The following is a 23,991-nucleotide window of genomic DNA, read 5'->3' on the forward strand; positions in this document are numbered from 1 at the left end:
GGTGGGGGAGACGGCGCCCGGGGCGCTCGGCGGACGCACGTGGCCGTCCGCCGGGCGCCCCGTGCTGCTCGTGCCCGTCGGTTCGCTCGAGCAGCACGGACCGCACCTGCCGCTGGACACCGACACCGTCATCGCCGTCGCCGTCGCCGAGGATCTCGCGGAGCGCATGCGCGCGGCGGGCGATGACGCCGTCGTGGCGCCCGCGATCGCGATCGGGGCGAGCGGCGAGCACCAGGGGTTCGCGGGCACGCTCTCGATCGGCAGCGCGGCGCTCGAGACGGTCGTGCTCGAGCTGTGCCGGTCGGCGACGCTGTGGCTTGATCGCATCGTCTTCGTCAACGGCCACGGCGGCAATGTCGCGGCGCTGTCGGCGGCGGTGCCCCTCGCGCGCTCCGAGGCGCGGGACGCCGCGTGGCTCCCATGCGCGCCGGCGGGCCCGGTGCCGGCGGGCGACGCGCACGCGGGCTTCGTCGAGACGGCGATCATGCTGCACCTGCATCCCGGCCGCGTGCGGAACGACCTCGTGGAGCCCGGTGCGACCGCGCCGCTCGCCGAGCTCATGCCGGCGATGCGCGCCGGCGGCGTCGTGGCGGTGTCGCCCAACGGCATCCTGGGCGATCCGACGGGCGCCACAGCCGCCGACGGCGAGCGGCTGCTGCGCGGGATGTGCGACCGGGCGTGGGCGCTCCTGCGGGACGGCGTGGTGGGCTCAGGCGGCCGGCTGGTCGCCGTCTCGGCGGACTGAGCCCGAATCACCGCGGGCGCGGCCGGTGCCGCGCGCGTCGGCCGACGTGCGGATGATCGCCGGCCGGAGCGCTCCGACGCTGCGCCCGCGCCACGCGCTCGTCCACACGCCGGCCCCGTAGGCGAGGTCGTCCAGGCGCCGGGCGACGGCGAAGCGCAGCGGGTCCAGCCGCGGCCGCAGGCGCGCGTACTCCACGGCGGCGTCGACGACGGCCGCGATCGCGACCAGGCGCCGGGCGCGACGCGAGAACAGCGCGGCAGCGGCGGCCGCCGGCCACCAGTGCCGCACGAGGAGCGCCATCCCCTGTCCGCCGGCGGCCACGAGGCTCGTGCCGGTGAGCTCGGTCGCGAGGCGCCACGGATGCTCGACGTTGCGCAGACGCCGCGCGACCTGCACGAGCGCGCCGGCGCTGACGGCGATCGCCGCGACGATCGACCAGCGGCGCTGGATCGCGACGAGGGCGAGCACGGCGGCGCCCCAGGGCGGGAGGACGGCCGGGGCGATGTCCTTCGGGTGCCGCGTCGCGAGCGGCTGTGCTCCGGTGCCGTAGAAGAACTTGCGGGCGAGCCACGCGCGGGCGGTCTCGCGCGGTTCGTGCCGCACGACGGCGGACGGTTCGAACCGCACGCGCCTCCCCGCCTCGACGAGGCGCCACACCAGATCCACGTCCTCGCCGACGCGCATGGACGCGTCGAACCCGCCGTCGAGGTCCGCCACGCGTCCGACCAGGCAGGTGCTCGACACCCACGTGACGGGGCTCCGCGGCCGCACGAGGGCCGCGTCGGCGCCGAGGTCGAGGGACGACCGGGAATCCTCGTACCGGGCGACCCACGAGGGGTTCGCCACGGTCGTGGAGAGCACGCGCGGTGCGGCCAGGGACAGACGCGGATCGGCGAAGTGGCGCAGCAGCAGGCCGATGGCGCCGGGTTCGACCGTCACGTCCGAGTCGATGAAGGCGACGAACGGCGTCTCGACGCGCGCGAGCCCCGCGTTGCGGGCCACGGCGGGGCCGCCGTTGACGTCGAGCCGCAGCAGCTCGGCGCCGGCTCGGCGGACGGCGAATGCGATCTCGGCCGCGGCGTCGCTGGCGTCGTCGACGACGATGACGCGTGCGATCCCGGTGGGCAGGCTCGCCAGAAGGCGCGACAGCGGCTGAGCGCGCTCCTTCACGGGGATCACGACCGTGACCTGGTCCAGGGCGATCTCGGGGAGCGTGCCGGCGACCGGGTTGCCGAGCCCCGTCTCGAGCAGGTGCTCGGCGAGCCGGCGCGTCGTGGCGTCGGCGATCGTCAGGTCGCGCCCACGGAACGCCGCCGCACCCCGCGCCGACAGCCGCGCGACGCGCGTGGGGGAGCCCCCGACAAGCACGCGCCCGTCCTCGAGCATGCGCGTTCGCCGGGCGAGGCGCACGGTGAAGCCCGGCGGCAGCGACCGCCCAGACGCCGACGCGTCGGTCACGCCCGCCCGGCTCCCATCTCGAGTCCCTCCAGCGAATCGGGCACGGTGGTCGGGTCCGCGCCGAACTCCCGGGTGAAGTCGCTCGGAATCCACAGGTCCTCGCGCGACAGGTCGTGCACCGAGGAGTGGCCGAGCCCCAGCACGGCCGAGTCCAGTCCGCCGCGGAGGAGGTCGAGCACGTTCTCGACGCCCGTCTGCCCGTTCGCCGCCAGACCCCACAGGTATGCGCGTCCGATGAGCACGGCGCGCGCGCCGAGCGCGAGCGCCTTGGCCACGTCGCCGCCACGGCGGATGCCGCCGTCGAGCAGCACCTCGATCTCGTCGCCGACGGCATCGGCGATCCCCGGCAGCATGCGGATCGCCGCCGGCGTGGAGTCGAGGTTGTTGCCGCCATGGTTCGACACCGAGATGGCGGTCACGCCGGCGTCCACGGCACGGCGGGCGTCGTCGAGCCGCGAGACGCCCTTGAGCAGGAAGGGCCCGTCCCACTGCTCCCGCAGCCAGGCGACGTCCTCCCATGTGGGAAGCGGTGTTCCCATCCACTCGCCGTACGCCCCGAAGAACGTCGGCGCCTGCTCTCCCGGTGCGGCGAGGTTCGGCGTGGACAGATCCGGCACGCGGCCGGTCTTGACGAAGTCCCACAGCCAACCAGGGCGCCGCAGCGCCTGCGGCGCGAAGCGCATGGCCGCGCCCAGCGTCAGCCGCTCGGGGATCCAGGGGCTCCCCCAGTCGCGACCGCTCGAGAACGTCCAGTCGAGGGTGGCGATGATGCCCTTCGCGCCCGCGGCCCGTGCCCGCTCGAGGCGCTGCAGCATCCTGTCGCGCGAGCCCATCCAGTACGCCTGGTAGAACGTGGGCGCGCCGGTCGCGGTGACCTCTTCTATCGGCTTGCTCGCGAACGAGCTCAGCCCCATGATCGTGCCGCGCGCGGCGGCGGCGCGGGCGACGGCCACCTCGCCCTCGGGGTGCACCGCCTGCACTCCCGTGGGCGAGATGATCACCGGCAGCGAGACGTCGATGCCCATGACGGTGGTCGACAGATCGCGCTGGCCCGACATGCCCGCCACGTGCGGCGCCCACCCGAGCTGCGCGAACGCCGCCAGATTGTCCTCGTACGTCACACCGCGCTCGGAGCCTGCCAGCAGTGCGCCGTACACGCTCGCCGGCAGCCTCTTCTTCGCTCGGCGCTGGGCCTCCGCCACCGTCTCGAACCAGCCGTTGCTCACCGGGATCGACCTCCTCGTCGCCTCAGTTCATCGTCGAGGACGACGGTAGTGGCACCCGGTGCCACAGACAATGCGGTCTTTCGCCCGGCGGCAGACCTCAGGCGGCCGACGGCGGGCGACCGGCCGCGGACGGAGCGCCGAGACCCCGCGAGATCGCGCGCGCGGTCGCCGACAGCGCGGGCAGGACGGCGTGCGGCGAGACGTGCGGCGCCTTGATGGTGACCCCGACCGCGGCGATGAGACGGTCGCGCGGACCGCGCACGGGCACCGCGACGGCGCTGGCGTCGGTCGTGATGGAGTCCTTCACGAAGGCGACCCCTGTTCGGCGGACCTCGGCGAGCATGCGACGCAGCTCCTCGGGATCGGTCACCGTGCTCGGCGTGAAGCGCTGCAGGGGACTGGCGAGCACCTCGTCGCGGAACTCCGCCGGCGCGAACGCCAGCAGGATCAGGCCGGTGCCGGTGGCGTGGAGCGGCCAGCGGCCGCCGAGGCGGCTGAGCACGCGTGCGCCGTTGCGGGCGCGCAGCGATTCGACGTAGACCACGTCGTGCCCGTCGCGGACGGCGAGGTGCACATTCGCGTCGGTCGCCGCCTGCAGGTCGCCGAGGAACGGCAGAGCGACGTCACGCAGCCGCAGTCCCTGGGGCTCGAGCGAGCCGAGCTCGAGGATCCGCATGCCGATCGCGTAGCGGCCGTCGGAGGACCGCTCGAGCGCTCCCCAGTCCCGCAGCTCGCCGACCAGCCGGTGGGTGGTGCTCAGGCTCAGGCCGACGCGTCGGCTGATCTCGCTGAGCGTCAGCATCAGGTGATCCTGATCGAAGGCCTCCAGCACAGCCAGTACGCGCTGGGCGGCGGTCATCCGTTCGGTGGTGGGCATTTCGCTGATGGTCATCGTCGACCGGCCTCCTGGGGGATGGGCATCCGGACCCCTATGTCCGTAGGCAAACAATACCTTTCCTTCCGTGGACCGAAAGGGGCGAGTTCTGCCAATCCGCTCCGAACCGCGGAATCACGCCGTTCTCGCCCTTCCGCCTGACGGAAGCCGTGTGCCGCTTTCCGTCCGGCGGAATGCGGATGCCGTCCGGACGACCCCGACGCCTAGCATCGACCCACCGGCGCCCGAGCCCCGGCGCGAGGAAGGACACACCCGAATGAGCATCGACCAGGCCCAGCTGCAGGGACTCCGCCAGAGCCTCGAAGCGGACGACTACCACCTGACCGTCGACGTGGAAGGCGAAGCCGCGGTCGCGACGATCATCGCCGGCCCCGATGCGTGCGCCGAGTGCCTGGTCCCCAAGCGCCTCATGAAGATGATGCTCGCGCCGATGATCGGCGTCGATGCCGAGCGCATCGAGCTCAGCTACCCGGTCGACGTGCACAGCGGCGACGAGGCGCCCGCCTGATCCCGCCCGGTGACCTGAACGCTCCGCCCCTCGCCGCACTCCGGCGGGGGGCGGTCGGCTGTGCGGAGCGGCCGAGGCCACGCCCGCTCTCGTGATCGGCCCACGCCCGCTCCCGTGCGCGGGCGCGCGCCGACAGGCGCGCCGGACGACATCCCCCGATGCCCTCCGGCGCGCCGGACCTGCGGCAGCGCTCGCGATCAGGTCGCCGTGACGGACGCCGGAGCGTGCGGCGGCGCGAGACGGTGCTCCTCGTCGTAGACCGGTGACGACAGCAGGAACGGGATCGCGCGCGCCCGCTCCTCGTCGACCGGCTCGTCGGGGAACGCGTCCTCGATCGTGCGATGACGGTCGACGACCCCGGCCTTGAACTCGGCGTGCGTGAGGATGAACATGTCCCCGCGGCGCAGACCCTCGAGGACCCGCTCGCCGGCCTCCTCGGCGGACTGGTACGGCTGCTGCTTGGCGAACTCGGCGAACGCCGGGTCGGGCGCGGCGTAGCCGGACTCGCCGTACTTCTCCGGCCGTGCCGCGACGGCGGTGGCGATGTTGCTGTGCACGGGGCCGGGGCAGTACGCCGACACTCCGATGCGCTCGTCGAGGAGCTCGATGTGCAGCGCCTCCGAGAGCGCCACGACCGCGGCCTTGGTCATCGAGTACAGGCCGGCCACGATCGGCATCAGCGCGGCCATCGACGACGTGTTGATGATGTGCCCGCCCTCGCCGTGGCTGCGGATCTTGGGCAGGAACGCCTGGATGCCGTTGCCGACGCCCTTGATGTTGACGTCGATGACCCAGTCCCAGTCCTCCGGCACGGCATCGGCGACGGGTCCGGTCAGGCCGATGCCGGCGTTGTTGACCAGCACGTCCACGCGGCCGTAGCGTCGCTCGATGTCGTCGGCGGCCGCGCGCATCGCGCCCAGGTCGGTGACGTCGACCCGCATCGCGTGCACGTCGAGCCCCTGCTCGGCGAACAGCGCCGTCGTCTCGTCCAGATGCTCCTGCCGGCGTCCCGTGACGACGACCCGCATGCCGGCGCGCGCGAACGCCAGGGCGATGCCGCGGCCGATCCCGCTGGATCCGCCGGTGACGACGGCGACCTTATCGATCACGTCCTGCATTGGTGTGCTCTCCTTCGCGTTCCGCATCCGTGTCCTGCCGTTCCAGCCCGAACAGCCGCACGGCGTTGTCCTTGAGGATCAGGGGTCGCACCTCGGGCTTGATGTCGAGCTGGTCGAAATCGCGCAGCCACCGGTCGGGGGTGATGACGGGGAAGTCCGACCCGAACAGCACCTTGTGCTTGAGGATCGTGTTGGCGTACTGCACGAGCTGCGGCGGGAAGTACTTCGGCGACCATCCCGAGAGGTCGATGTGAACCCGTGGCTTGTGGGTCGCCACCGACAGCGCCTCGTCCTGCCAGGGGAAGGACGGGTGCGCGATGATGATGTCCATGCCGGGGAAATCGGCGGCGACGTCGTCGAGATGCAGCGGATTGGCGTACTTCAGTCGGATGCCGCCGCCGCCGGGCTGTCCCGCGCCGACGCCGGTCTGGCCCGAGTGGAACAGCGCGATGAGCTCGTGCTCCTCGATCAGCTCGTAGAAGGGGTACACGTCGCGGTCGTTCGGGTAGAACGCCTGCACGCTGGGGTGGAACTTGAAGCCGCGCACCCCGTACTCGAGGATCAGGCTGCGCGCGAGGTCGAGGCCGGCGCGGCCGCGCCGCGGGTCGATGCTCGCGAACGGGATGAGGACGTCGCTGTGCTCGGCGGCGAGCTGCGCGATCTCGAAGTTCGACGGCTCGGGCTCGACGCCCGACTGCGAGATGCTGTCGACCGTGAAGACGACGGCGGCCATGGAGCGCTCGCGATAGTAGTCGGCCAGCTCGGGCACCGTGTACGTGGGCATCGTCCCGACGCCGAAGTACTCGCCCATGGCCTCGGCGCCGAGGTGCTGCTGGTCGACGCGGTCCACGGAACGGTGCGCGTGGGTGTGCACGTCGATCGCGACGATGCGGTCGGGGTCGATCCGCGAGAGGCGGGCCGCGTTCACGATGCGAGGTCTTCCGTGTACGCCGCGGCGGTGCGCGCCCTCACGTCGTCGGGCGTGACGCCCGGAGCGCACTCGGTGAGGACCAGTCCGCCGTCCCGGACGTGGAACACCGCCAGGTCGGTGTACACGCGGGTGACGACGGCGCTGCCGGTGAGCGGGAACGTGCACTCCTCGACGAGCTTCGGACGCCCCGCGCGGTCGACGTGCTCCATGCACACCCACACCTGCTCGGTGCCGGCGACGAGATCCATCGCGCCGCCGACGGCGGGGTTGCGGCCGGGCACATACCAGTTCGCCAGGTCACCCCGTTCCGAGACCTGCAGCGCGCCCAGGATCGTGACGTCGAGATGCCCGCCCCGGATGATCGCGAACGAGGTCGCCGAGTCGACGATCGCGGCGCCGTCGATGAGGCTCGCCGGGCGCTTCCCGGCATCCGTCAGATCGGGATCCTCGTTGCCCTCGCCCGGGTGCGGGCCCATCCCGAGGACGCCGTTCTCGGACTGCAGGAACACCTCCCGCGCCTCGGGGATGTACAGCGGCACCGACAGCGGGATGCCGACGCCGAGGTTCACGGTGTAGCCGTCTTCGAGATCGGCCGCCACGCGCGCGGCGACCTCTTCCCGGGTGAGTCCGGCCATAACCGGGCGGGACGTGTCGGCGACGGTCATGCGGCACCCTCCTTCGTCGCGGCGTCCGCGGCGGCGGGGATCGGCGCCGCGGTCATGCCGATGTGGTCGATGAAGACGCCCGGCAGGTGGATGTCGTCGGCTCCGAGCCGTCCCACCTCGACGAGCTGCTCCACCTCGGCGAACGTGATGCGCCCGCACATCGCGGCGGGCGGATTGAAGTTGCGTGCCGACAGATGGAACCGCAGGTTGCCCTTGCGGTCGCCCTGCTGCGCCTTGACGAGGGCGACGTCGGCGACGATGCCGTGCTCCAGGACGTGGGGGCGGCCGTCGAACTCGCGCACCTCCTTCGCGCCGACGTACTCGGCGACCTCGCCGTCGCGGTACGACAGCGGGAAGGTGCCGTCCGAGAGCATCGTGCCGGCGCTCGACGGCGTGTAGAAGGCGGCGATGCCCGAGCCACCGGCCCGCATGCGCTCGGCGAGCGTCCCCTGCGGGATCAGCTCCAGCTCGACCTTGCCGGCGAAGTAGCGGTCGTAGAACTCCGGCAGGATCGGGAACGAGCCGGTGAAGCGCCGCACGCGGCCCTCCATGACGAGGCGCCCGATGCCGGTGAAGTCGTCCCCCACGTTGTTGACGATGACGTGCAGGTCGCGGAGGTCCAGGTCGCACAGGGCGTTGAGCAGCGCGTCGGGGCGGCCGGAGCTGCCGAAGCCGCCGACGGCGATCGACGCGCCGGACTGCACGACGCTCAGGGCCTCCGTCAGGTCGGCTCGGTACTTGTCGATCACAGTGCATCCTTCGTGTTGCTGGCGAGATTGCTGCGGTCAGTCAACAGCGCCCCGGCGTGTCGGCGAACCCGCTTTTCCGCGATATGGAAGGGATGCGGATCCCGATCGGGTGCCGGTGTCGGAGGGCCTGGAGATCGGGGCACATTTCCTTCCGCAAGGCGGGAGACTCCTGGTCGATGCCGGGCGGCGACGCGCACCGTGGAGGGACGTTCGCGAAGCAGCGATCGGCCCGCAGGTGCCCCGGCGCCGCGCGACCGGTGCTTCGCACATCCACGCACCACGGGAAGAGAAGGTCGCATGAGCATGACCACAGACGCGGTGACGGGCCGCGAGCCGGACACGGACGAGTCGGCCACCACGCGCATGACCACGAAGGCGGTCGTGTGCCGTGCGCCCGGCGAGCCGTGGGAGGTCACCGAGCTGGAACTCGACGAGCCCCGCGCGAACGAGGTGCGCGTCAAGCTCATCGCCGCAGGCCTGTGCCACTCCGACGACCACATCCAGAAGGGCGACGCCCCGATGCGGATGCCGGTGGTCGGCGGCCACGAGGGCGCCGGCATCGTCGACGCGGTGGGTCCGGGAGTCACCCGCGTGAAGCAGGGCGACCACGTCGTCCTCTCGTTCATCCCCGCGTGCGGCGAATGCCGGTACTGCTCCACCGGGCGGCAGAACCTGTGCGACGCCGGCAAGAACGCCTCGACCGGCGAGTTCCCCGACGGCAGCTTCCGCTTCCACCAGGGCGCCGTCGAGTTCGGCGGGCTGTGCGTCCTCGGGACGTTCTCGGAGTACTCGGTCGTGTCGGAGTTCTCGTGCATCCCGATCCCCGACGACATCCCGTTCGAGGTCGCGGCGCTCGTCGGCTGCGGCGTTCCCACCGGCTGGGGATCGGCTGTCCACGCCGCGGGCGTGCGCGCCGGACAGACCGTCGTCGTCTACGGCGCCGGCGGTGTCGGCTCCAACGCGGTGCAGGGTGCCGCGTACGCGGGCGCCCAGCGCGTCGTGGTCGTCGACCCGGTCGAGTTCAAGCGCGAGAAGGCGAAGGAGTTCGGCGCCACCCACACGTTCGCCACCGCCGAGGAGGCCCACGAGTTCGTCGTCGACGCGACGTGGGGAGAGCTCGCCGACCACGCGATCATCACGGTCGGCGTGCTCCACGACAAGGTCATCCACGATGCGATCAACGTCGTCGGCAAGACGGGTCAGGTCACCGTCACCGCGGTCGGCAACGGCTGGATCGACGAGAACCCCGGAATGCTCATCGGGTTCCAGCGCCGCATCCAGGGCGCGATCTACGGCGCCTGCAACCCGCTCTTCGACGTGCCGCGCCTCCTGAGCCTGTACAAGACGGGCCACCTCAAGCTCGACGAGCTCGTCACGAACCACTACACGCTCGACCAGATCAACGAGGGCTATCAGGACATGCTCGACGGCAAGAACATCCGCGGCGTGGTCAAGATCGCCGACGCGTGACCCGGAACGACAGCAGAGGACACCGAGAATGACCATCATCTCCGACCACCCCGCGGCCCTCGACAGCGACCTCGTCGTCGACGGGGCGCAGCTCATCGGCGGCGAATGGGTGCCGGCCGTCTCCGGCGGCACCATCGACGTCATCAACCCCGCCAACCGGGCGCTGCTCGCCCGCATCCCGCGCGGCACCGCCGAGGACGTCGAACTCGCCGTCCAGGCCGCCGAGGCGGCGCTTCCCGCCTGGCGCGACATGAACGCGACAGCGCGCGGCCGACTGCTCTTCCGCTGGGCGGACCTCATCGAGCAGCACGCCGACGCGATCGACGAGATCGAGCGCCAGGAAGTCGGCCGACCCAGCTGGGGTCCGCTGGGCACCCCCGGTCAGCTGCGGTTCATCGCCGGTCAGGCCGACAAGGTGCAGGGCGTGTCCCTCCCCACCTACTCGCCCGACCAGCTCGGCTTCACGCTGCGCGAGCCGTACGGCGTCGTGGGCGGCATCATCCCGTGGAACGCGCCCGGGCCGATGTTCGTCACCGAGGTCGGCGCCGCGATCGCGGCCGGCAACACCATGGTCATGAAGCCCGCCGAGGACGCGCCGCTCACGCCGCTGGCCCTGGCCAAGCTCGCGCTCGAGGCCGGCATCCCCGCCGGCGTCATCAACGTCGTCACCGGCTACGGGCACGAGGCCGGCGCCGCCCTCCCCGCGCATCCCCGCATCCGCCGCATGGGCTTCACCGGATCGCCGCAGACCGGTGCGCTCGTGATGGAGGCGTGCGCGAAGAACCTCACGCCGCTGCATCTCGAACTCGGCGGCAAGTCGCCGCAGGTGGTGTTCCCCGATGCCGACCTCGACCTCGCCGTTCCGGCGATGACCGCAGGCATCACGATGAACACCGGCCAGATCTGCGCCGCCGGCTCACGCGTCGTGGTGCTGCGCAGCATCCACGACGAGCTCGTCGACCGCCTGGCGGCCCAGATGGAGAAGATCACCTATGGGCCGTGGCATCAGCCGGTGAACATGGGACCGCTGATCAACCAGAAGCAGCACGAGCGCGTGCTCGGCTACATCGACATCGGCCGCGAGGCCGGCGCCGAGGTCGTCACCGGCGGCGCCGCCCCGACCGGCGGTGAATTCGGCAACGGCTTCTTCGTGCAGCCGACGCTGTTCGACAAGGTCGACCCGAGCATGCGGATCGCCCGCGAGGAGATCTTCGGACCCGTCCTGTCGGTGATCGCCGTCGACGACGAGAAGGAGGCGATCGAGGTCGCCAACGGCACCGACTACGGCCTGGTCGCCTCGGTGTGGACGCGCGATCTCGGCACCGCGGTGCGCATGAGCCGCAGCCTCGAGGCCGGCCAGGTCGGCGTCAACTCGCCGCTCGGCGCCGGCGTCATCGGCGGGCCGTTCGGCGGCTACAAGAACAGCGGCTTCGGCCGCACCATGGGCGCCGACTCGGTGCTCGACTGGACCCAGGTCAAGACCGTCTCGATGCGATGACGCTGCAGAAGGAAGCCCACGACATGCTGACACAGAACACCGCCGAGAGGCAGACCACCACCGCAGGCACGACGATCACCACGCGCGCGGCGATCTCACGCGGTCCCCACCAGGACTGGGAGATCACCGAACTGGAACTGGACCCGCCCAAGGAGCACGAGGTCCGGGTCAAGTTCGTCGTCTCGGGGCTGTGCCACTCCGACCACCACATCACCGAGGGGGATGCGCCCGTGCGCTTCCCCATGGTCGGCGGCCACGAAGGCGCCGGCATCGTCGAGTCGGTCGGCCCGAACGTGCGCCGCGTCAAGCCCGGCGACCGGGTGGTGTGCTCGTACATCCCCGCGTGCGGGTCGTGCCGTCCCTGTTCGACCGGCCACCAGAACATGTGCGTCAAGGGCCTGAATGCCGGCACCGGCATGTTCCTCGACGGCACCTACCGCTTCCACAAGGACGGCGAGGACTTCGGCGGCTTCTGCTCGCTGGGCACGTTCTCGGAGTACGCGGTCGTGTCGGAGTACGCGGTCGTGCCACTCGCCGATGACATCCCCTTCGAGGTCGCCTCGCTCGTGGGCTGCGGCGTGCCGACCGGATGGGGGTCTGCCGTCTACGCCGCCGGCGTCCGCGCCGGCGACACCGTCGTGGTCTTCGGTGCGGGCGGCGTCGGCTCCAACGCCGTCCAGGGCGCCCGCTACGCCGGCGCCAAGAACGTCGTCGTGGTCGACCCGGTCGAATTCAAGCGCGAGAACGCGAAGACCTTCGGCGCCACCGCCGCCTTCGCGACCGCGGAGGAGGCTCACGAGTTCGTCGCGGCGGACACGTGGGGCCAGCTCGCCGACCACGTCATCATGACGCCCAACGCGGTGACCGAGGAGATGGTCAACGCCGCTGTCATGATGACCGGCAAGGGCGGCAAGGTCACGATCACCGCCGTCGGCCACCTCACCGAGAAGGCCGTCCACGTCCACGCCGGCATGCTCATCGGCTATCAGCGGCAGATCCGCGGCGCCCTGTTCGGCGACTGCAACCCCCTGTACGACATCCCGAAGCTCCTCGGGCTGTACCGCGCGGGCGATCTCAAGATCGACGAGCTGATCAGCCGCCGGTACAAGCTCGACGAGGTCAACGACGCCTACCGCGACCTGGTCGAGGGGCGCAACATCCGCGGCGTCATCGTCCACGACATCTGAGGCGGAGAGGAAGACATGCCCAACGCCATCCTCGATCCCACGGGCCGGGCGGCCGCGGCCGCCGCGGCCGCCGAGACGGTCTACGCCGACCGGCCGGAGTCCCTCGCGGGGCTGCGGATCGGACTGCTCGACAACACCAAGCACAACGCGCTGCTGTTCCTCCAGGAGCTCGGGCGTCTGCTGGTCGCCGAGCACGGCGCCCACGACGTCAGCATCGTCGAGACCAAGCAGAGCTTCTCGGTCCCCGTCGACGACGAGATCGTCGCGCGGTACCAGGGGCGGTGCGATGTCGTGCTGACCGGCGTGGGCGATTGCGGCTCCTGCAGCGCCGCGGCCGTCGCCGACGGCATCAACTTCGAGAAGGCGGGGCTGCCGGCGGCCGTGGTGCTGACGGATGCCTTCACGACCACCGGGCGCATGATGGCCGAGGTCCAGGGTGCCCCCGACTACGAGTGGATCACCACGGCGCACCCGATGGCGAGCCTCACCGAGGACGAGGTCCGGGCGAGGGCCGCCGAGGTGCTGCCCGAGATCGTGGGCGCGCTCCTCGAGCAGCGGGTGGCGGTGGCCGGATGAGCATCGACACCGCCGTCGAAGTGGATCCCGACGTCGCGCAGGCCGCGATCGAGCACTGCTACGAGCAGGGCTGGTCGGACGGGCTGCCGCTGGTGCCGGCGACCCGGCCCCTCGTCGACCGGTTCCTCGCGACGACCGCCCGTCCGGCCGACGAGGTCATCGGGCACATGCCGCAGGTCGATCGCGAGGTCACCGTCGAACTCGCCGCGATCAACGCCGCGATGGCCGGCTGCAAGCCGGAGTACTTCCCGGTCGTGCTCGCGGCGTGGGACGCGCTGATGCGCGAGCGTGCCGCGAAGGGCGGCGGTTGGCAGTCCACCAGCGGGCCCGCGCCCCTCCTGATCGTCAACGGACCCATCCGCGAGGAGCTCGGATTCAACAGCACCGGCGGCGTGTTCGGCCCGGGGTTCCGCGCCAACGCGACCGTCGCGCGGGCCATCGGACTCATCGTGCGCAACGCGTTCGGCGTGATCCCGCACGAGCTCGAGCAGGCCACGCAGGGGCTGCCCGGGCGATGGTCGATCTGCTTCGGCGAGAACGAGGAGGAGAGCCCGTGGGAGCCGCTGGCGGCGAGCCTCGGCACGCCCGGCAACGCCGTCACCGCGACGCTGCTGCGCACGTGCGAGTACGTCGACAATCGGCACACCACCGATCCGGAGCAGCTGCTGGCCGACTTCGCCGACACGATCGGGCGGTCGGGGTCGTGGATCTTCAAGCACGCGGGCGCCGGCGTCATCCTGTGCCCCGAGCACGCGAACCTGCTCGCCCGCGCCGGCTACAGCCGCGAGGACGTGCAGAACTGGCTCGCGGAGCACTCCGGGCGGTCGACCGACGCGCTCGCCGCGGCCGGCAAGGACCTCGCCGAGGACGGCGTGCGCCGTCCCGGTGACGGCGCGGGCTCGCACGCCTTCCAGCGCACGATCCCCGAGGGCGCCGAGCGCGGTGTCATCGTCGCCGTCGCGGGCGCCCGCACCGCCGGCATCTCGATGGTGGTGCGGTACTTCGCCGACTGGTCCGGCACGTCGGTCCCCGTCGAGGGGCCCGCCGCGTGAGTCCGCTCACGCCGAACCCGGCGCTGGAGGATCCGCTCGCCGCCGTCGGCGAGCAGTGGATGATCGGGCGCACCGCTCTGGTCACCGGCGCCGGTCAGAACGGCGAGCTGCCGGGGGTCGGGTACGCCATCGCGCGACTGCTCGCGGCCCACGGCGCCCGCGTGGCGGTGCTGGACCGCTCCGCCGATGCGGCCGACCGCACGGTCGCCCGCATCCGGTCCGCCGGCGGCGTGGCGATCCCGCTCGTCGCCGACGTGACCGACGACATCGCGTGCGAACGCGCGGTGGAAGAGGTCGTCGAGCGGTTCGGCGCCCTGGACACCCTCGTCAACAACGTCGCCAGCGGCGACCGCGCGGGCATCTTCGAGGTCACTCCCGAACGCTTCGAGGAGCTCATCGACATCAACCTGAAGTCGGCGTGGCACGTCACGCGGCACGCCGTCCCGGTGCTGCCGCGCGGGAGCGCCATCGTCAACATCTCGTCGGTGGGGGTCCGCGCCCGCGGGCCGGGCATGCCGTACTGCGTCGCGAAGGCGGGGATCGAGAACTTCACCGAGGGCTCCGCGACGACGCTCGGCCCCCAGGGCATCCGCGTCAACTGCGTCGAGGTCGGCGCGATCTGGGGCGCCTTCGCCGCCGCGAACATGGACGAGAGCATGCGCGAGCCGCGCCGGCAGTCGACAACCCTCAAGACCGAGGGCTCGGCGTGGGACATCGCCCACGCGACCCTGTTCCTGCTCAGCGACCGGGCGCGCTGGATCACCGGCCAGATCCTCGCCGTCGACGGCGGGCCGCCGAGCTACTTCCCGCCGGGGCCGCCGATCACGTCGGTGCCCAAGAGCATCCCGCAGCCGGCCTGAGCCGGCCGACCCGACGACGAGACGAGAGACGAACATGGCAGAGATGGTGCGCGCGGCCGTGCAGACCGGCCCCCGGAGGATCGAGATGCGCGAGTTCCCGCGCCCGCAGATCGGTCCCGACGACGGGCTGCTGCGCGTCGAGGCCAACGGCATCTGCGGCAGCGACGTCGAGATCTACCGCGGCCACATGGGGATGAACCCCAACCCCTTCATCCCCGGGCACGAGCCGATGGGCATCATCGAGGAACTGGGCGAGCGGGCCGCCGAGCGCTGGGGGGTCGAGGTCGGCGACCGCGTCGCGCTCGAGGTGATCGTGCCGTGCCGTGCGTGCGAGGACTGCCTGACCGGCAACTACCAGGCGTGCCGCTTCCGCAAGTACGGCCACGGCGTCACCGGCATCGAGGTGAGCCCCAGCCTGTGGGGCGGGTTCGCCGAGTACCTCTACATCTCGCCGAACTCGGTCGTCCACAAGATCGACAAGAGCCTGCCGGCCGAGATCGCCGCGATGTACAACCCGCTCGGCGCGGGCGTGCGGTGGGCCGTCGACCTCGGCGAGGTCGGCCTCGGCGCCACCATGCTCGTGCTCGGCTCCGGTCAGCGCGGGCTCGCCGCCGTGATCGCCGCCAAGGCCGCCGGTGCCGGCCAGGTCATCGTCACAGGGCTGGAGTCGGATGCCCACAAGCTCGCGATCGCACGCGAGCTCGGGGCCGACCACACGCTCATCGTCGACGGCGAGGACGCGCCCGACACCGCCGACGCGGTGATGGAGCTCACCGGCGGCCGCGGCGTCGACGTCGCGCTCGATCTGACGCCGATGGCGGCAGGACCCATCACGGACGCGCTGAAGAGCGTGCGGCACGGCGGCCGCGTGGTCCTCGCCGGCCTCAAGGGCCAGCGCGAGATCCCGCTCGTGACCGACCTGATCATCAACCGCGCCGTCACGGTCAAGGGCGCCTTCGGCGTCGACGCCACCGCGAACAAGAAGGCGATCGCCCTGCTGGAGTCCGGGCGCTTCCCGCTCGAGAAGCTGCACACGCACACCTTCGGCCTCGACGACGTCGGTCTCGCGATCGAGACCCTCGCCGGCGAGACCGACGACAAGTCCGCCATCCACGTCTCCGTCCACCCCAGCCTCGCCTGACAGACCGAAAGGCCCCGCCCGTGCTCATCGACGCCCACGCGCACCTTCTGCCCCGCGACTACCCCGAGGATGCCCCCGCGTGCTTCCCCCACATGGAAGCCATCGAGGGCAGCACCGACCGACTGCTCGTGTTCGACCAGATGCGGTTCCCCGCTAAGGAGGTCTTCTGGGAGGCGGAGCGCCGCCTCGAGGCGATGGACGCCTCGGGGGTGGACGCCGAGGTGGTCAGCCCCATGCCGCCGCTGCTGCGGTACGACCTGCCGGCCGCCGACGGCCTGGCGCTCTCGCGTCACGTCAACGACGTCGCCGCCGAACTGAGCTCGCACGCCCCCGACCGCATCATCGCGCTCGGGATGGTGCCGATGCAGGACCCGGATGCCGCCACGACGGAGCTCGCCGCCATCAAGGCGCAGGGGCTGGCCGGTGTCGAGATCGCATCGAACATCCTCGGCAGCTCGATCGGCGACGAGAAGTTCCTGCCGTTCTTCCAGGAGCTGGAACGTCTGTCGCTGCCGCTGTTCGTCCACGCGATGCCGTCGCCGAGCGACCGCCTGCCGTTCTCGGCGATGGGCACGTACGTCGTCGGGATCGAGGGCATGTACGCTGCGGCATCCCTCATCCTCGGCGGCACAGCCGCCGCCTGCCCGAACCTGCAGGTCTCGTTCAGCCACGCCGCGGGCGGGTTCGCGATGATGCTGCCGCGGGCGAACTACTTCTGGGGCGGATCGTGGAACGAGGAGCCGAGGGACCTCGCGCGCGCCGTCATGCCCGACGACGGCCCCTCGCCTCTCGACTACGCGCGGCGCTTCTACTACGACTCCATGGTGTTCGACCGGCGGACGATCCGGTACCTGGTGGACATCCTCGGTGCCGACCGGCTGCTCGTGGGATCCGACTTCCCCGCGATGCTCCGCGAGGAGCCGGCGGCGAAGACCCTGAAGTCGATGGAGCTGCCCGACGACCAGTGGCAGGACATCGCATGGCGCAACGCCATGCGCTGGCTCGGCCGTGAGGGCGCCGATCTGGGCTTGGCCGAAGCGGTCGCGACCGCCTGATCCGGCGCCCGCGACGCGCCTCCGCAGCGACGCTCCACCCCGTTCCGACGGGGTGGAGCGTCGCCGTCTGCGCGGCCGCGGCGCCTGCTCCGGGCGTCCTTTCGTCGGGCGGAAACAGCGTGGAAGGCACTCGGGCATCGGACGAGACTTCCCAGGGAAGCCCGGCGACGGGCCGAGAGTCCAAAGAAGGACTCGGCGACACGCACCCGCGGTCGCGACCAACAACCCTCAGTCCAAGGGGAGCGTCACATGAAGAGAATTCGGAAGGGCGGAAGGTCGGCGACGCGGCTGATCACATCGCTCGCGATCGTCCTGGGCCTCGGCCTGTCGACGGCGGCATGCACATCGGACGGCGGCGGAACCGACGGAGGCTCCGGCTCCGGCGAGCCGCAGTCCGGCGGCGACGTCACGGTCCTGCTCGACGCCGGCTTCGCCGGCGGCTGGGCCACGGGCCTCGACCCCGCCACCAGCAACACCACCGGTGCGAATCTGCCTCAGAACTCCGCCATCTTCGGCGGGCTGTTCACCCTCGAGGCCGACGCGGACGGTTCCAACGCACGCATCGAGCCCAACCAGGCCGAGAGCTACGAGTGGTCCGAGGACGGTCTCACGCTGACCGTCACACTCCGCGACGGCATCACGTTCACCGACGGCACCGACATGAACGCCGAGGCGGTCGTGTGGAACTGGATCCGCCTGCTCAACTCCGGCAGCACCGGCGCGCCGCGCCTCCAGCTTGACACCACCGGGGAGGCTCCCGACCTGAGCGACGAGTTCATGGACAGCCTGTGGGCTGCGCTCCCCGAGGACGTCGACGAGGCCACCGTGATGGGCCACCTCGCCGCGATCCAGGCGACCGGCGACCTGACGGTGCAGATGAAGCTGCTCGCCGTCGACGGCTCGCTCGTCAACGGCTTCCCGGCCAGCGCCCTGAACCTCATCGCGTCGCCCTCGGCGTACGCGGAGGCGGGCGGCGAGGAGTTCAGCCTCATGCCGGTGGGTGCGGGGCCGTTCATCATCACGTCGAACAGCATGAGCGACCGTCTCGAGCTGGAGCGGAATCCGGACTACTTCAAGGACGGCCTGCCCTACCTCGACGCGATCAACTTCCAGGCTGTCGGCGGCGACCAGGTCGCGTACCAGACACTGCTGGCGGGCCAGGGCGACATCATCGAGGGTCTGTCGGCCGTCACGCTCATCCAGGAGGCGGAGGGCAACCCCGACGTCGCCGTATACCCCGGCGTTCCGACGTCGCCGTATGTCGTGCAGCTGAACACCCGCGTCCCTCCGTTCGACGACATCAAGGCGCGTGAGGCGATCTACTACGCCACCGACTTCTCGGCGATCAACGAGGGGCTGTTCAAGGGCGACGGCGAGATGAGCCAGTCGTTCACGGCATCCGGTGGTCTGTTCTGGAACCCCGAGGTCGAGGGCTACCGCGAGTACGACCTCGACAAGGCCAAGGCGCTGGTCGACGAGATGGGCGGCCTGACCGTCACGCTCGGCACGACCGACATCGTCACGGCGCGCTCGGTCAACACGGCCCTGCAGACGCAGTGGAAGGAAGCCGGCATCGACGTCGAGATCACCGCACAGCCTCTGGGCGACGTGATCAACGACTTCCTCGGCGGGCAGTGGCAGGCGATGCTGCAGACCGCCGGAGCGTGGGACCCGTCGGTCGGCATCGGCGTCGGCGTCCGGTTCGGCTCCACCTCGCCGTTCAGCGGTGCTCCGCTGCCGGCCGAGGAGGGCGGCACCACCGAGCTCGACGATCTCCTGGCCGCCGCGGTGTCCACGATCGATCCCGACGAGCGCAAGATGTACTACGACGAGATCGCCAAGTTCATCTCCGACGAGGCCTACGCCCCGTTCGGCATGGCGTTCACGCCGGCGCAGGTCGTCCGCCAGGGCGTCCACGGTCCCGGTCTCGACGAGCCGATCCCCGCGCTCGCCGTGAACGAGGGCGTGCTGTACGACCGGGTCTGGGTCGAGAGTGACTGATACCCGCACCGTCGACGAGTCGACGACGTCCATCCGGACCGAGGCGCCCGCCGGGTTCCTCGGCCGGATGGCCGGGTCGCCGCTCCTGCGCCTGATCGCGCGCCGCGTCCTCATCGCCATCCCGCTGCTGTTCGCGATCAGCGTCCTCGTCTTCGCCCTCCTCGAGGCGATGCCGGGCGACGTCGCGCAGCAGCAGGCCGGTATGGACGCCACCCCGGAGGAGGTCGAGGCCGTCCGCAAGCGGCTGGGCCTCGACCGTCCTCCGGTGGAGCGCTACCTGTCGTGGCTGGGCGGGTTCGTCACCGGTGACCTCGGCCGCTCGTCGGTCAGCGGTCAGCCGGTGGCGACCCTGCTCGGCGAGCGCATGGCGGTGACGATGGAGCTGGTGCTGCTGGCCTTCGCCGTCTCGCTCCTCATCGCCGTGCCGGTCGCGCTCCTGGCCGCCCGCAAGCCCGGCGGCATCTTCGACCGCATCGTCATGGTGATGTCGATGACGCTCCTGGCCGTCCCGAACTACGTGCTGGCCCTGTTGCTGGTGCTCGTGTTCGCGGTCATGCTCCGCACGCTCCCGGCGATCGGCTACGTGCCGATCGACGAGGGACTGTGGGCCAACCTCAGATCCGTCATCCTCCCCGTGCTCGCGCTCGGCGTGCCGATCGCGTGCTTCTACACCCGCTTCCTGCGGGGCGACCTCGTCGAGCAGCTCAACTCCGCCGACTACATCGACACCGCCCGCGCGAAGGGCGTCGCTCCGTGGAAGATCCTGTGGAGCCACGCGTTCCGCAACTCGTCCTTCGGCCTGCTCACGCTGGTGGGCCTGAACATCGGCGGGCTCGTGGGCGGAACCATCATCATCGAGCAGATCTTCGCGATGCCCGGCATGGGCATGATGATGCTCCAGGGCGCGATGTCGCGCGACGTGGCCGTCGTGCAGATCTGCGTCTTCATCTTCGCGGCGGTGGCGGTCTTCGCCAACCTGTTCGTGGATGTCATGTACGCCGTTCTAGACCCGAGGATCCGCTATGGCAGTCGCTGATGTAGGAACGACGTCCCGGGTCCTCGTCCCGGTCGACACCGCCGCGCGCAGCATCATGTGGGCGAAGTGGCGCCGGCGCATGGTCGTCGGCATCCCCGCCGCGATCGTCGCGCTGCTGCTGTTCATCTGCTTCGTGGGGCCGTACGTCTTCCCCCTGCCGGCGCCGGTGGGCGGGAGCATCCTCGACAGCGCGCTGCCGCCGGGCAGCCCCGGGCATCCGCTGGGCACCGACGTCAACGGCAACGACGTGCTGTCGCGGCTCATCTACGGCGGGCGCGCCTCGCTCACCGTCGCGATCGCGGTCAACGCCATCGGCCTCGTGATCGGCGGCGGCATGGGGGCGCTGTCGGGCTACCTCGGCGGCACCGCCGACACGATCATCATGCGCGTGCTGGACGTGTTCATCGCGTTCCCGTCGCTGGTGCTCACGATCGCGATCGCCCAGGTGCTCGGGCCCAGCCTTCCGAACACGATCCTGGCCCTGTGCGCGTTCAGCATCCCGGCCGTCGCCCGCATCGCGAGATCGGCGACGCTGCGCGTGGTGAACATGCCGTTCATCCAGGCAGCGGAGCTCAGCGGCAGCCCGGCATGGCGCGTGCTGTTCCGGCACATCGCGCCGAACATCACGCCCCAGATGATCAACTTCGCCCTGCTGGGCATGGGGATCGTGATCGTGACCGAGGGTGCCCTGAGCTTCCTGGGCCTGGGCATCCCGGCGCCCGATCCGAGCTGGGGGAACATGATCTTCGAGGGGCAGCAGTCGCTGTCGGCGACGCCGCTGCTGGTGCTGTGGCCGAGCCTGGCGCTGCTGGTGACCGTGCTGGCGTTCAACCTGCTCGGAGAGAACGTGCGAGACGAGATGAGCGGCCGATGAAGGTGCTGGACCGAATGACGACAGAGACGACGACCCCGACCGCCACCGAGCCCGAGACCGTCCTGACGGTCGAGGACCTGCGCATCACCTTCTCGCGGGGAGGGCGCCGCATCCACGCCGTCAACGGACTGTCGTACGAGCTGAAGGCGGGCAGGATGCTCGCCATCATCGGCGAATCCGGCTCGGGCAAGTCGGTGAGCGTGCGCGCCCTCATGGGTCTGCTGCCGCCGAGCGCGTTCATCACCGGCTCGGCCCGGCTGGGCGATGTGGAACTGGTCGGCAAGAGCGACAAGGCCATGCGGTCGATCCGCGGCCGCGACATCGCGATGGTCTTCCAGGACCCCGCCCGGTCGCTGAACCCCACCATGAGCGTCGGCGCGCAGATCACCGAGGCGCTGCGCACGCAGACCGACCTCGGCAGGAAGGAGGCCGAGGCGCGGGCCATCGAGCTGCTGAAGCTCGTGCGCCTCCCCGCCGCCGAGCGCCGGTTCCACGAGTACCCGCACCAGCTGTCGGGCGGCATGCGCCAGCGCGTCATGATCGCGATCGCGCTCGCCGCAGACCCCAAGGTGCTGATCGCCGACGAGGCCACGACGGCGCTGGACGTGACGACGCAGGCGCAGATCATGGAGCTGCTCGCCGACCTGCAGCACCGGCTCGGCACCGCGGTCATCATGATCAGCCACGACCTGGGCCTGGCCGCGAGCTACGCCGACGAGGTCATGGTCATGTACGCCGGCCAGGCCGTCGAGCACGCTGCGACCGAGACGCTGTTCCAGAACGTGCGGATGCCGTACACGAAGGCGCTGCTGGGGGCGATTCCGCAGTTGAGCACGCCCTCGCATTCCCTCCTGACGGTCATCGGCGGGCATCCGCCGGACCTCAGCGCGCTGCCGGCGGGGTGTCCGTTCGCACCGCGGTGCCCGAAGGCGACCGACGCGTGCGGCGAGGCGCCGCCGCTGGAGGAGCACGAGCCCGGGCATCTGTACGCGTGCTGGAACCCGGTGGCGAAGCAGGACTCCGCGCTGTTCGGCGGCCGCGTGCTGCCTGTGGACGAGACGCTCGAGCCGGTCGACGACGAGGACCGCACGCTCGACGCCGTGCACGCGCTGCCCGAACCCGAGCCGATCGAGGCCCTGAACGACCTGAACGAGGAGAAGGCGCTGTGACGCTGGTAGAGCAGGCCGTCGACGCGCCGAGCGCCGACGGAGACGCCCCCATCCTGCAGGTGCGAAACGTCGTCCAGGAGTTCGTCACGAAGGGCCCGGGCGGTGTGCGCGCGGGCGTCGTGCACGCCGTGTCCGACGTGTCGTTCGAGCTGAGTCGCGGCGAGACCCTCGGGATCGTGGGCGAGACGGGGTCGGGCAAGTCCACCCTCGCGCGCGCGATCATCCAGGCCGATCCGCCGAAGTCCGGCGACGTCGTCTTCCGCGGGCGCAGCCTCGTGGGGATGAGCAAGCGCGAGCTGCGCAAGGCGCGCGCCGAGATGCAGATGGTGTACCAGGACCCGTTCGGCTCGCTGAACCCGCGCTGGCGCGTCGAGGACGTCGTCGCCGAGCCGCTGCTCGGCCACGCCTCGATGACGCGTGCCGAACGCCACGCGCGCGTGCGCGAGCTGCTGGACCTCGTCGGGCTCGACCCCGACCAGTATCTGAGGCGCCGTCCGCTGGAGCTGTCGGGCGGGCAGGCGCAGCGCGTGGCGATCGCCCGTGCGATCGCGCTGAACCCCGCGCTCATCATCTGCGACGAGGCGATCTCGTCGCTGGACGTGCTGATCCAGGCGCAGGTGCTGAACCTGTTCGAGAAGCTCCGTGAGGAGCTGGGGCTGGCGTACGTGTTCATCGCGCACGACTTGGCGACGGTCAAGCAGATCAGCGACAAGGTCGCGGTCATGCACCTCGGTCAGCTCGCCGAAGTGGGCCCGGCCGAGGCGCTGTACGCCGCGCCGCGGCATCCGTACACGAAGGCGCTGCTGGACTCGATCCCGGGCCTCGATCCCGAGACCGGGCAGGCGCGCCGGCCCGTGCCGATCAAGGGCGAGCCGCCGTCGCCCCTGCATCCGCCGAGCGGATGCCGCTTCCGCACACGCTGCTCGCGCGCGGACGACGTGTGCGCGCAGGTCGAACCGCGCCTGCGCGATGTCGGGGACGGTCAGCGGGTGGCGTGCCACTTCCCGCTGGATCCGCCGACCTTCTCGGTGGATGCGCTGCGCTCGTCGATCCCGAGCACCGCGCCGGTCGCGAAGGGGGCTGCGTCGGCGGGATCGTGATTCTCCCGCGCGGGCCGCTGCGGTGCGCGGCGGCCGGCGCGGGCGCTGGGGCCGGCGGGTCCGCCGTGTGCGGTGGGCCCGCCGCGGAACACGTGTGTCAGGACGGTGGGGCGGCTGGGCGGGTGAGGTCGCGCACGTGGCGGCGCTCCCACAGCGAGTACGCCACGACGCCGTCGACGGTGCGTTCGTCGACGAGGATGCCGCCGTCCTCGACCCAGCCGTGCCGCCGGTAGAAGTCGGCCGCGCGTGCGTTCCCGTCGAGCACCCACAGGTGTGCCGCGGTGAAGCCCTGGGCCCGCAGACCCTCCTCGCACGCCGTCATGAGTCTGTGCCCGACGCCGGTCGACCAGCGCTCGGCGAGCGCGTACAACGCGTAGACCTGGCCGCTGCCCTCGCGTTCGGGATCCACCGAGGGGCCGTATGCCGCCCAGCCGACCGGCGCGCCGTCGTCCTCGGCGAGCAGATCGGTGGCCCGCTCGTCGCGGTGCAGCTCGTCCCACGTGTCGGCGCGGCGCAGCGCTTCGCGCTCGGCGTCGAGCCGCTCGAGCACGGGGGCCGGCACGAGCCCGGCGTACGCCGTCCGCCACGTGTCGACGCGGATGCGCGAGATCGCCGCGGCATCCGCTCGTCCGGCGCGTCGGATCGTCACGGGCATGCGCCCGACGATAGCGGGGAAG

The 23,991-nt window shown here is 71.3% G+C and carries 23 protein-coding genes; 15 read left to right on the forward strand and 8 right to left on the reverse strand.

Annotated features, from left to right (window positions below):
* Position 1: 1 nt before the first annotated feature.
* The gene (gene mftE, locus P0L94_00210) at positions 2–745 is read left to right on the forward strand and encodes a mycofactocin biosynthesis peptidyl-dipeptidase MftE (protein WES64506.1); all 744 of its coding nucleotides are present in this window, start codon (positions 2–4) and stop codon (positions 743–745) included.
* Here the strand turns inward: mftE and mftF are convergent.
* The 3 genes from mftF to P0L94_00225 form a co-directional block, all read right to left on the reverse strand.
* The gene (gene mftF, locus P0L94_00215) at positions 710–2,203 is read right to left on the reverse strand and encodes a mycofactocin biosynthesis glycosyltransferase MftF (protein WES64507.1); all 1,494 of its coding nucleotides are present in this window, start codon (positions 2,201–2,203) and stop codon (positions 710–712) included. The genes mftE and mftF overlap by 36 nt on opposite strands.
* A complete protein-coding gene (gene mftD / locus P0L94_00220; GenBank protein ID WES64508.1) occupies positions 2,200–3,429 on the reverse strand; it encodes a mycofactocin biosynthesis FMN-dependent deaminase MftD in 1,230 nt (409 codons plus the stop codon). The genes mftF and mftD overlap by 4 nt, the downstream gene beginning before the upstream one ends.
* A 97-nt stretch (positions 3,430–3,526) precedes the next feature.
* On the reverse strand, positions 3,527–4,306 hold the full coding sequence (locus P0L94_00225) for an IclR family transcriptional regulator (GenBank protein ID WES64509.1): 780 nt from the start codon (positions 4,304–4,306) through the stop codon (positions 3,527–3,529).
* 274 nt (positions 4,307–4,580) lie between these two features.
* Between P0L94_00225 and P0L94_00230 the strand changes: the two genes are divergently transcribed.
* Positions 4,581–4,832, forward strand: coding sequence for a hypothetical protein (locus P0L94_00230; GenBank protein ID WES64510.1), 252 nt, complete (start codon positions 4,581–4,583; stop codon positions 4,830–4,832).
* Between the two features lie 197 nt (positions 4,833–5,029).
* On the opposite strand, the gene P0L94_00235 is transcribed toward P0L94_00230, so the two are convergent.
* The 4 genes from P0L94_00235 to P0L94_00250 are packed head-to-tail and all read right to left on the reverse strand — an operon-like array spanning position 5,030 to position 8,295.
* A complete protein-coding gene (locus tag P0L94_00235) occupies positions 5,030–5,950 on the reverse strand; it encodes an SDR family NAD(P)-dependent oxidoreductase (GenBank protein ID WES64511.1) in 921 nt (306 codons plus the stop codon).
* Positions 5,931–6,878 carry an amidohydrolase family protein gene (locus P0L94_00240; GenBank protein WES64512.1) on the reverse strand — a complete coding sequence of 316 codons (948 nt, stop codon included), beginning with the start codon at positions 6,876–6,878 and terminating at the stop codon, positions 5,931–5,933. The genes P0L94_00235 and P0L94_00240 overlap by 20 nt, the downstream gene beginning before the upstream one ends.
* Complete coding sequence (locus tag P0L94_00245) at positions 6,875–7,546, reverse strand: 3-oxoacid CoA-transferase subunit B (protein ID WES64513.1); 672 nt, start codon at positions 7,544–7,546, stop codon at positions 6,875–6,877. The genes P0L94_00240 and P0L94_00245 overlap by 4 nt, the downstream gene beginning before the upstream one ends.
* The gene (locus P0L94_00250) at positions 7,543–8,295 is read right to left on the reverse strand and encodes a 3-oxoacid CoA-transferase subunit A (GenBank protein ID WES64514.1); all 753 of its coding nucleotides are present in this window, start codon (positions 8,293–8,295) and stop codon (positions 7,543–7,545) included. The genes P0L94_00245 and P0L94_00250 overlap by 4 nt, the downstream gene beginning before the upstream one ends.
* A gap of 297 nt (positions 8,296–8,592) precedes the next feature.
* Here P0L94_00250 and P0L94_00255 point away from each other — a divergent pair, with 297 nt between their 5' ends.
* From P0L94_00255 to P0L94_00315, 13 genes are all read left to right on the forward strand, one after another.
* Positions 8,593–9,765: an NDMA-dependent alcohol dehydrogenase gene (locus P0L94_00255; GenBank protein WES64515.1), complete on the forward strand. Its 1,173-nt coding sequence runs from the start codon at positions 8,593–8,595 to the stop codon at positions 9,763–9,765.
* A gap of 28 nt (positions 9,766–9,793) precedes the next feature.
* On the forward strand, positions 9,794–11,263 hold the full coding sequence (locus P0L94_00260) for an aldehyde dehydrogenase family protein (GenBank protein WES64516.1): 1,470 nt from the start codon (positions 9,794–9,796) through the stop codon (positions 11,261–11,263).
* Positions 11,260–12,450: an NDMA-dependent alcohol dehydrogenase gene (locus P0L94_00265; protein ID WES64517.1), complete on the forward strand. Its 1,191-nt coding sequence runs from the start codon at positions 11,260–11,262 to the stop codon at positions 12,448–12,450. The genes P0L94_00260 and P0L94_00265 overlap by 4 nt, the downstream gene beginning before the upstream one ends.
* A gap of 15 nt (positions 12,451–12,465) precedes the next feature.
* A complete protein-coding gene (locus P0L94_00270) occupies positions 12,466–13,026 on the forward strand; it encodes a UGSC family (seleno)protein (GenBank protein ID WES64518.1) in 561 nt (186 codons plus the stop codon).
* Entirely contained in the window at positions 13,023–14,078 is a 1,056-nt protein-coding gene (locus tag P0L94_00275; protein ID WES64519.1) for a hypothetical protein, read from the forward strand. The genes P0L94_00270 and P0L94_00275 overlap by 4 nt, the downstream gene beginning before the upstream one ends.
* Positions 14,075–14,938 (forward strand): SDR family NAD(P)-dependent oxidoreductase, encoded by an 864-nt coding sequence (locus tag P0L94_00280; protein WES64520.1) that lies wholly within the window; start codon positions 14,075–14,077, stop codon positions 14,936–14,938. Before P0L94_00275 ends, P0L94_00280 begins: the two co-directional genes overlap by 4 nt.
* Positions 14,939–14,972: 34 nt before the next feature.
* Positions 14,973–16,079: a zinc-binding dehydrogenase gene (locus P0L94_00285; GenBank protein ID WES64521.1), complete on the forward strand. Its 1,107-nt coding sequence runs from the start codon at positions 14,973–14,975 to the stop codon at positions 16,077–16,079.
* A 20-nt stretch (positions 16,080–16,099) separates the two neighbouring features.
* On the forward strand, positions 16,100–17,134 hold the full coding sequence (locus P0L94_00290) for an amidohydrolase family protein (GenBank protein ID WES64522.1): 1,035 nt from the start codon (positions 16,100–16,102) through the stop codon (positions 17,132–17,134).
* Between the two features lie 249 nt (positions 17,135–17,383).
* Positions 17,384–19,135, forward strand: a complete 1,752-nt coding sequence (locus P0L94_00295) for an ABC transporter substrate-binding protein (GenBank protein ID WES64523.1) — start codon at positions 17,384–17,386, stop codon at positions 19,133–19,135.
* Positions 19,128–20,171 carry an ABC transporter permease gene (locus P0L94_00300; protein ID WES64524.1) on the forward strand — a complete coding sequence of 348 codons (1,044 nt, stop codon included), beginning with the start codon at positions 19,128–19,130 and terminating at the stop codon, positions 20,169–20,171. Before P0L94_00295 ends, P0L94_00300 begins: the two co-directional genes overlap by 8 nt.
* Positions 20,158–21,045, forward strand: a complete 888-nt coding sequence (locus P0L94_00305; GenBank protein WES64525.1) for an ABC transporter permease — start codon at positions 20,158–20,160, stop codon at positions 21,043–21,045. The genes P0L94_00300 and P0L94_00305 overlap by 14 nt, the downstream gene beginning before the upstream one ends.
* A 14-nt stretch (positions 21,046–21,059) precedes the next feature.
* Positions 21,060–22,214 carry an ABC transporter ATP-binding protein gene (locus P0L94_00310; GenBank protein ID WES64526.1) on the forward strand — a complete coding sequence of 385 codons (1,155 nt, stop codon included), beginning with the start codon at positions 21,060–21,062 and terminating at the stop codon, positions 22,212–22,214.
* A complete protein-coding gene (locus tag P0L94_00315) occupies positions 22,211–23,314 on the forward strand; it encodes an ATP-binding cassette domain-containing protein (GenBank protein ID WES64527.1) in 1,104 nt (367 codons plus the stop codon). The genes P0L94_00310 and P0L94_00315 overlap by 4 nt, the downstream gene beginning before the upstream one ends.
* Positions 23,315–23,411: 97 nt before the next feature.
* Here P0L94_00315 and P0L94_00320 read toward each other — a convergent pair whose 3' ends face one another.
* Positions 23,412–23,969 carry a GNAT family N-acetyltransferase gene (locus P0L94_00320; protein WES64528.1) on the reverse strand — a complete coding sequence of 186 codons (558 nt, stop codon included), beginning with the start codon at positions 23,967–23,969 and terminating at the stop codon, positions 23,412–23,414.
* Between the last annotated feature and the right edge of the window lie 22 nt (positions 23,970–23,991).

Origin of the sequence: Microbacter sp. GSS18 (assembly GCA_029319145.1) — a bacterium.
GTDB lineage: Bacteria > Actinomycetota > Actinomycetes > Actinomycetales > Microbacteriaceae > Microbacterium.

Bases quoted from the DNA above. Each gene is read 5' to 3' on its own strand.
- P0L94_00235 (WES64511.1), bottom strand. From the start codon at position 5,950: ATGCAGGACGTGATCGATAAGGTCGCCGTCGTCACCGGCGGATCCAGC.
- P0L94_00260 (WES64516.1), top strand. From the start codon at position 9,794: ATGACCATCATCTCCGACCACCCCGCGGCCCTCGACAGCGACCTCGTC.
- P0L94_00310 (WES64526.1), top strand. From the start codon at position 21,060: ATGACGACAGAGACGACGACCCCGACCGCCACCGAGCCCGAGACCGTC.
- P0L94_00295 (WES64523.1), top strand. From the start codon at position 17,384: ATGAAGAGAATTCGGAAGGGCGGAAGGTCGGCGACGCGGCTGATCACA.
- P0L94_00320 (WES64528.1), bottom strand. From the start codon at position 23,969: ATGCCCGTGACGATCCGACGCGCCGGACGAGCGGATGCCGCGGCGATC.
- P0L94_00265 (WES64517.1), top strand. From the start codon at position 11,260: ATGACGCTGCAGAAGGAAGCCCACGACATGCTGACACAGAACACCGCC.
- P0L94_00285 (WES64521.1), top strand. From the start codon at position 14,973: ATGGCAGAGATGGTGCGCGCGGCCGTGCAGACCGGCCCCCGGAGGATC.
- P0L94_00305 (WES64525.1), top strand. From the start codon at position 20,158: ATGGCAGTCGCTGATGTAGGAACGACGTCCCGGGTCCTCGTCCCGGTC.
- P0L94_00245 (WES64513.1), bottom strand. From the start codon at position 7,546: ATGACCGTCGCCGACACGTCCCGCCCGGTTATGGCCGGACTCACCCGG.
- P0L94_00275 (WES64519.1), top strand. From the start codon at position 13,023: ATGAGCATCGACACCGCCGTCGAAGTGGATCCCGACGTCGCGCAGGCC.
- P0L94_00270 (WES64518.1), top strand. From the start codon at position 12,466: ATGCCCAACGCCATCCTCGATCCCACGGGCCGGGCGGCCGCGGCCGCC.
- P0L94_00255 (WES64515.1), top strand. From the start codon at position 8,593: ATGAGCATGACCACAGACGCGGTGACGGGCCGCGAGCCGGACACGGAC.
- P0L94_00225 (WES64509.1), bottom strand. From the start codon at position 4,306: ATGCCCACCACCGAACGGATGACCGCCGCCCAGCGCGTACTGGCTGTG.
- P0L94_00230 (WES64510.1), top strand. From the start codon at position 4,581: ATGAGCATCGACCAGGCCCAGCTGCAGGGACTCCGCCAGAGCCTCGAA.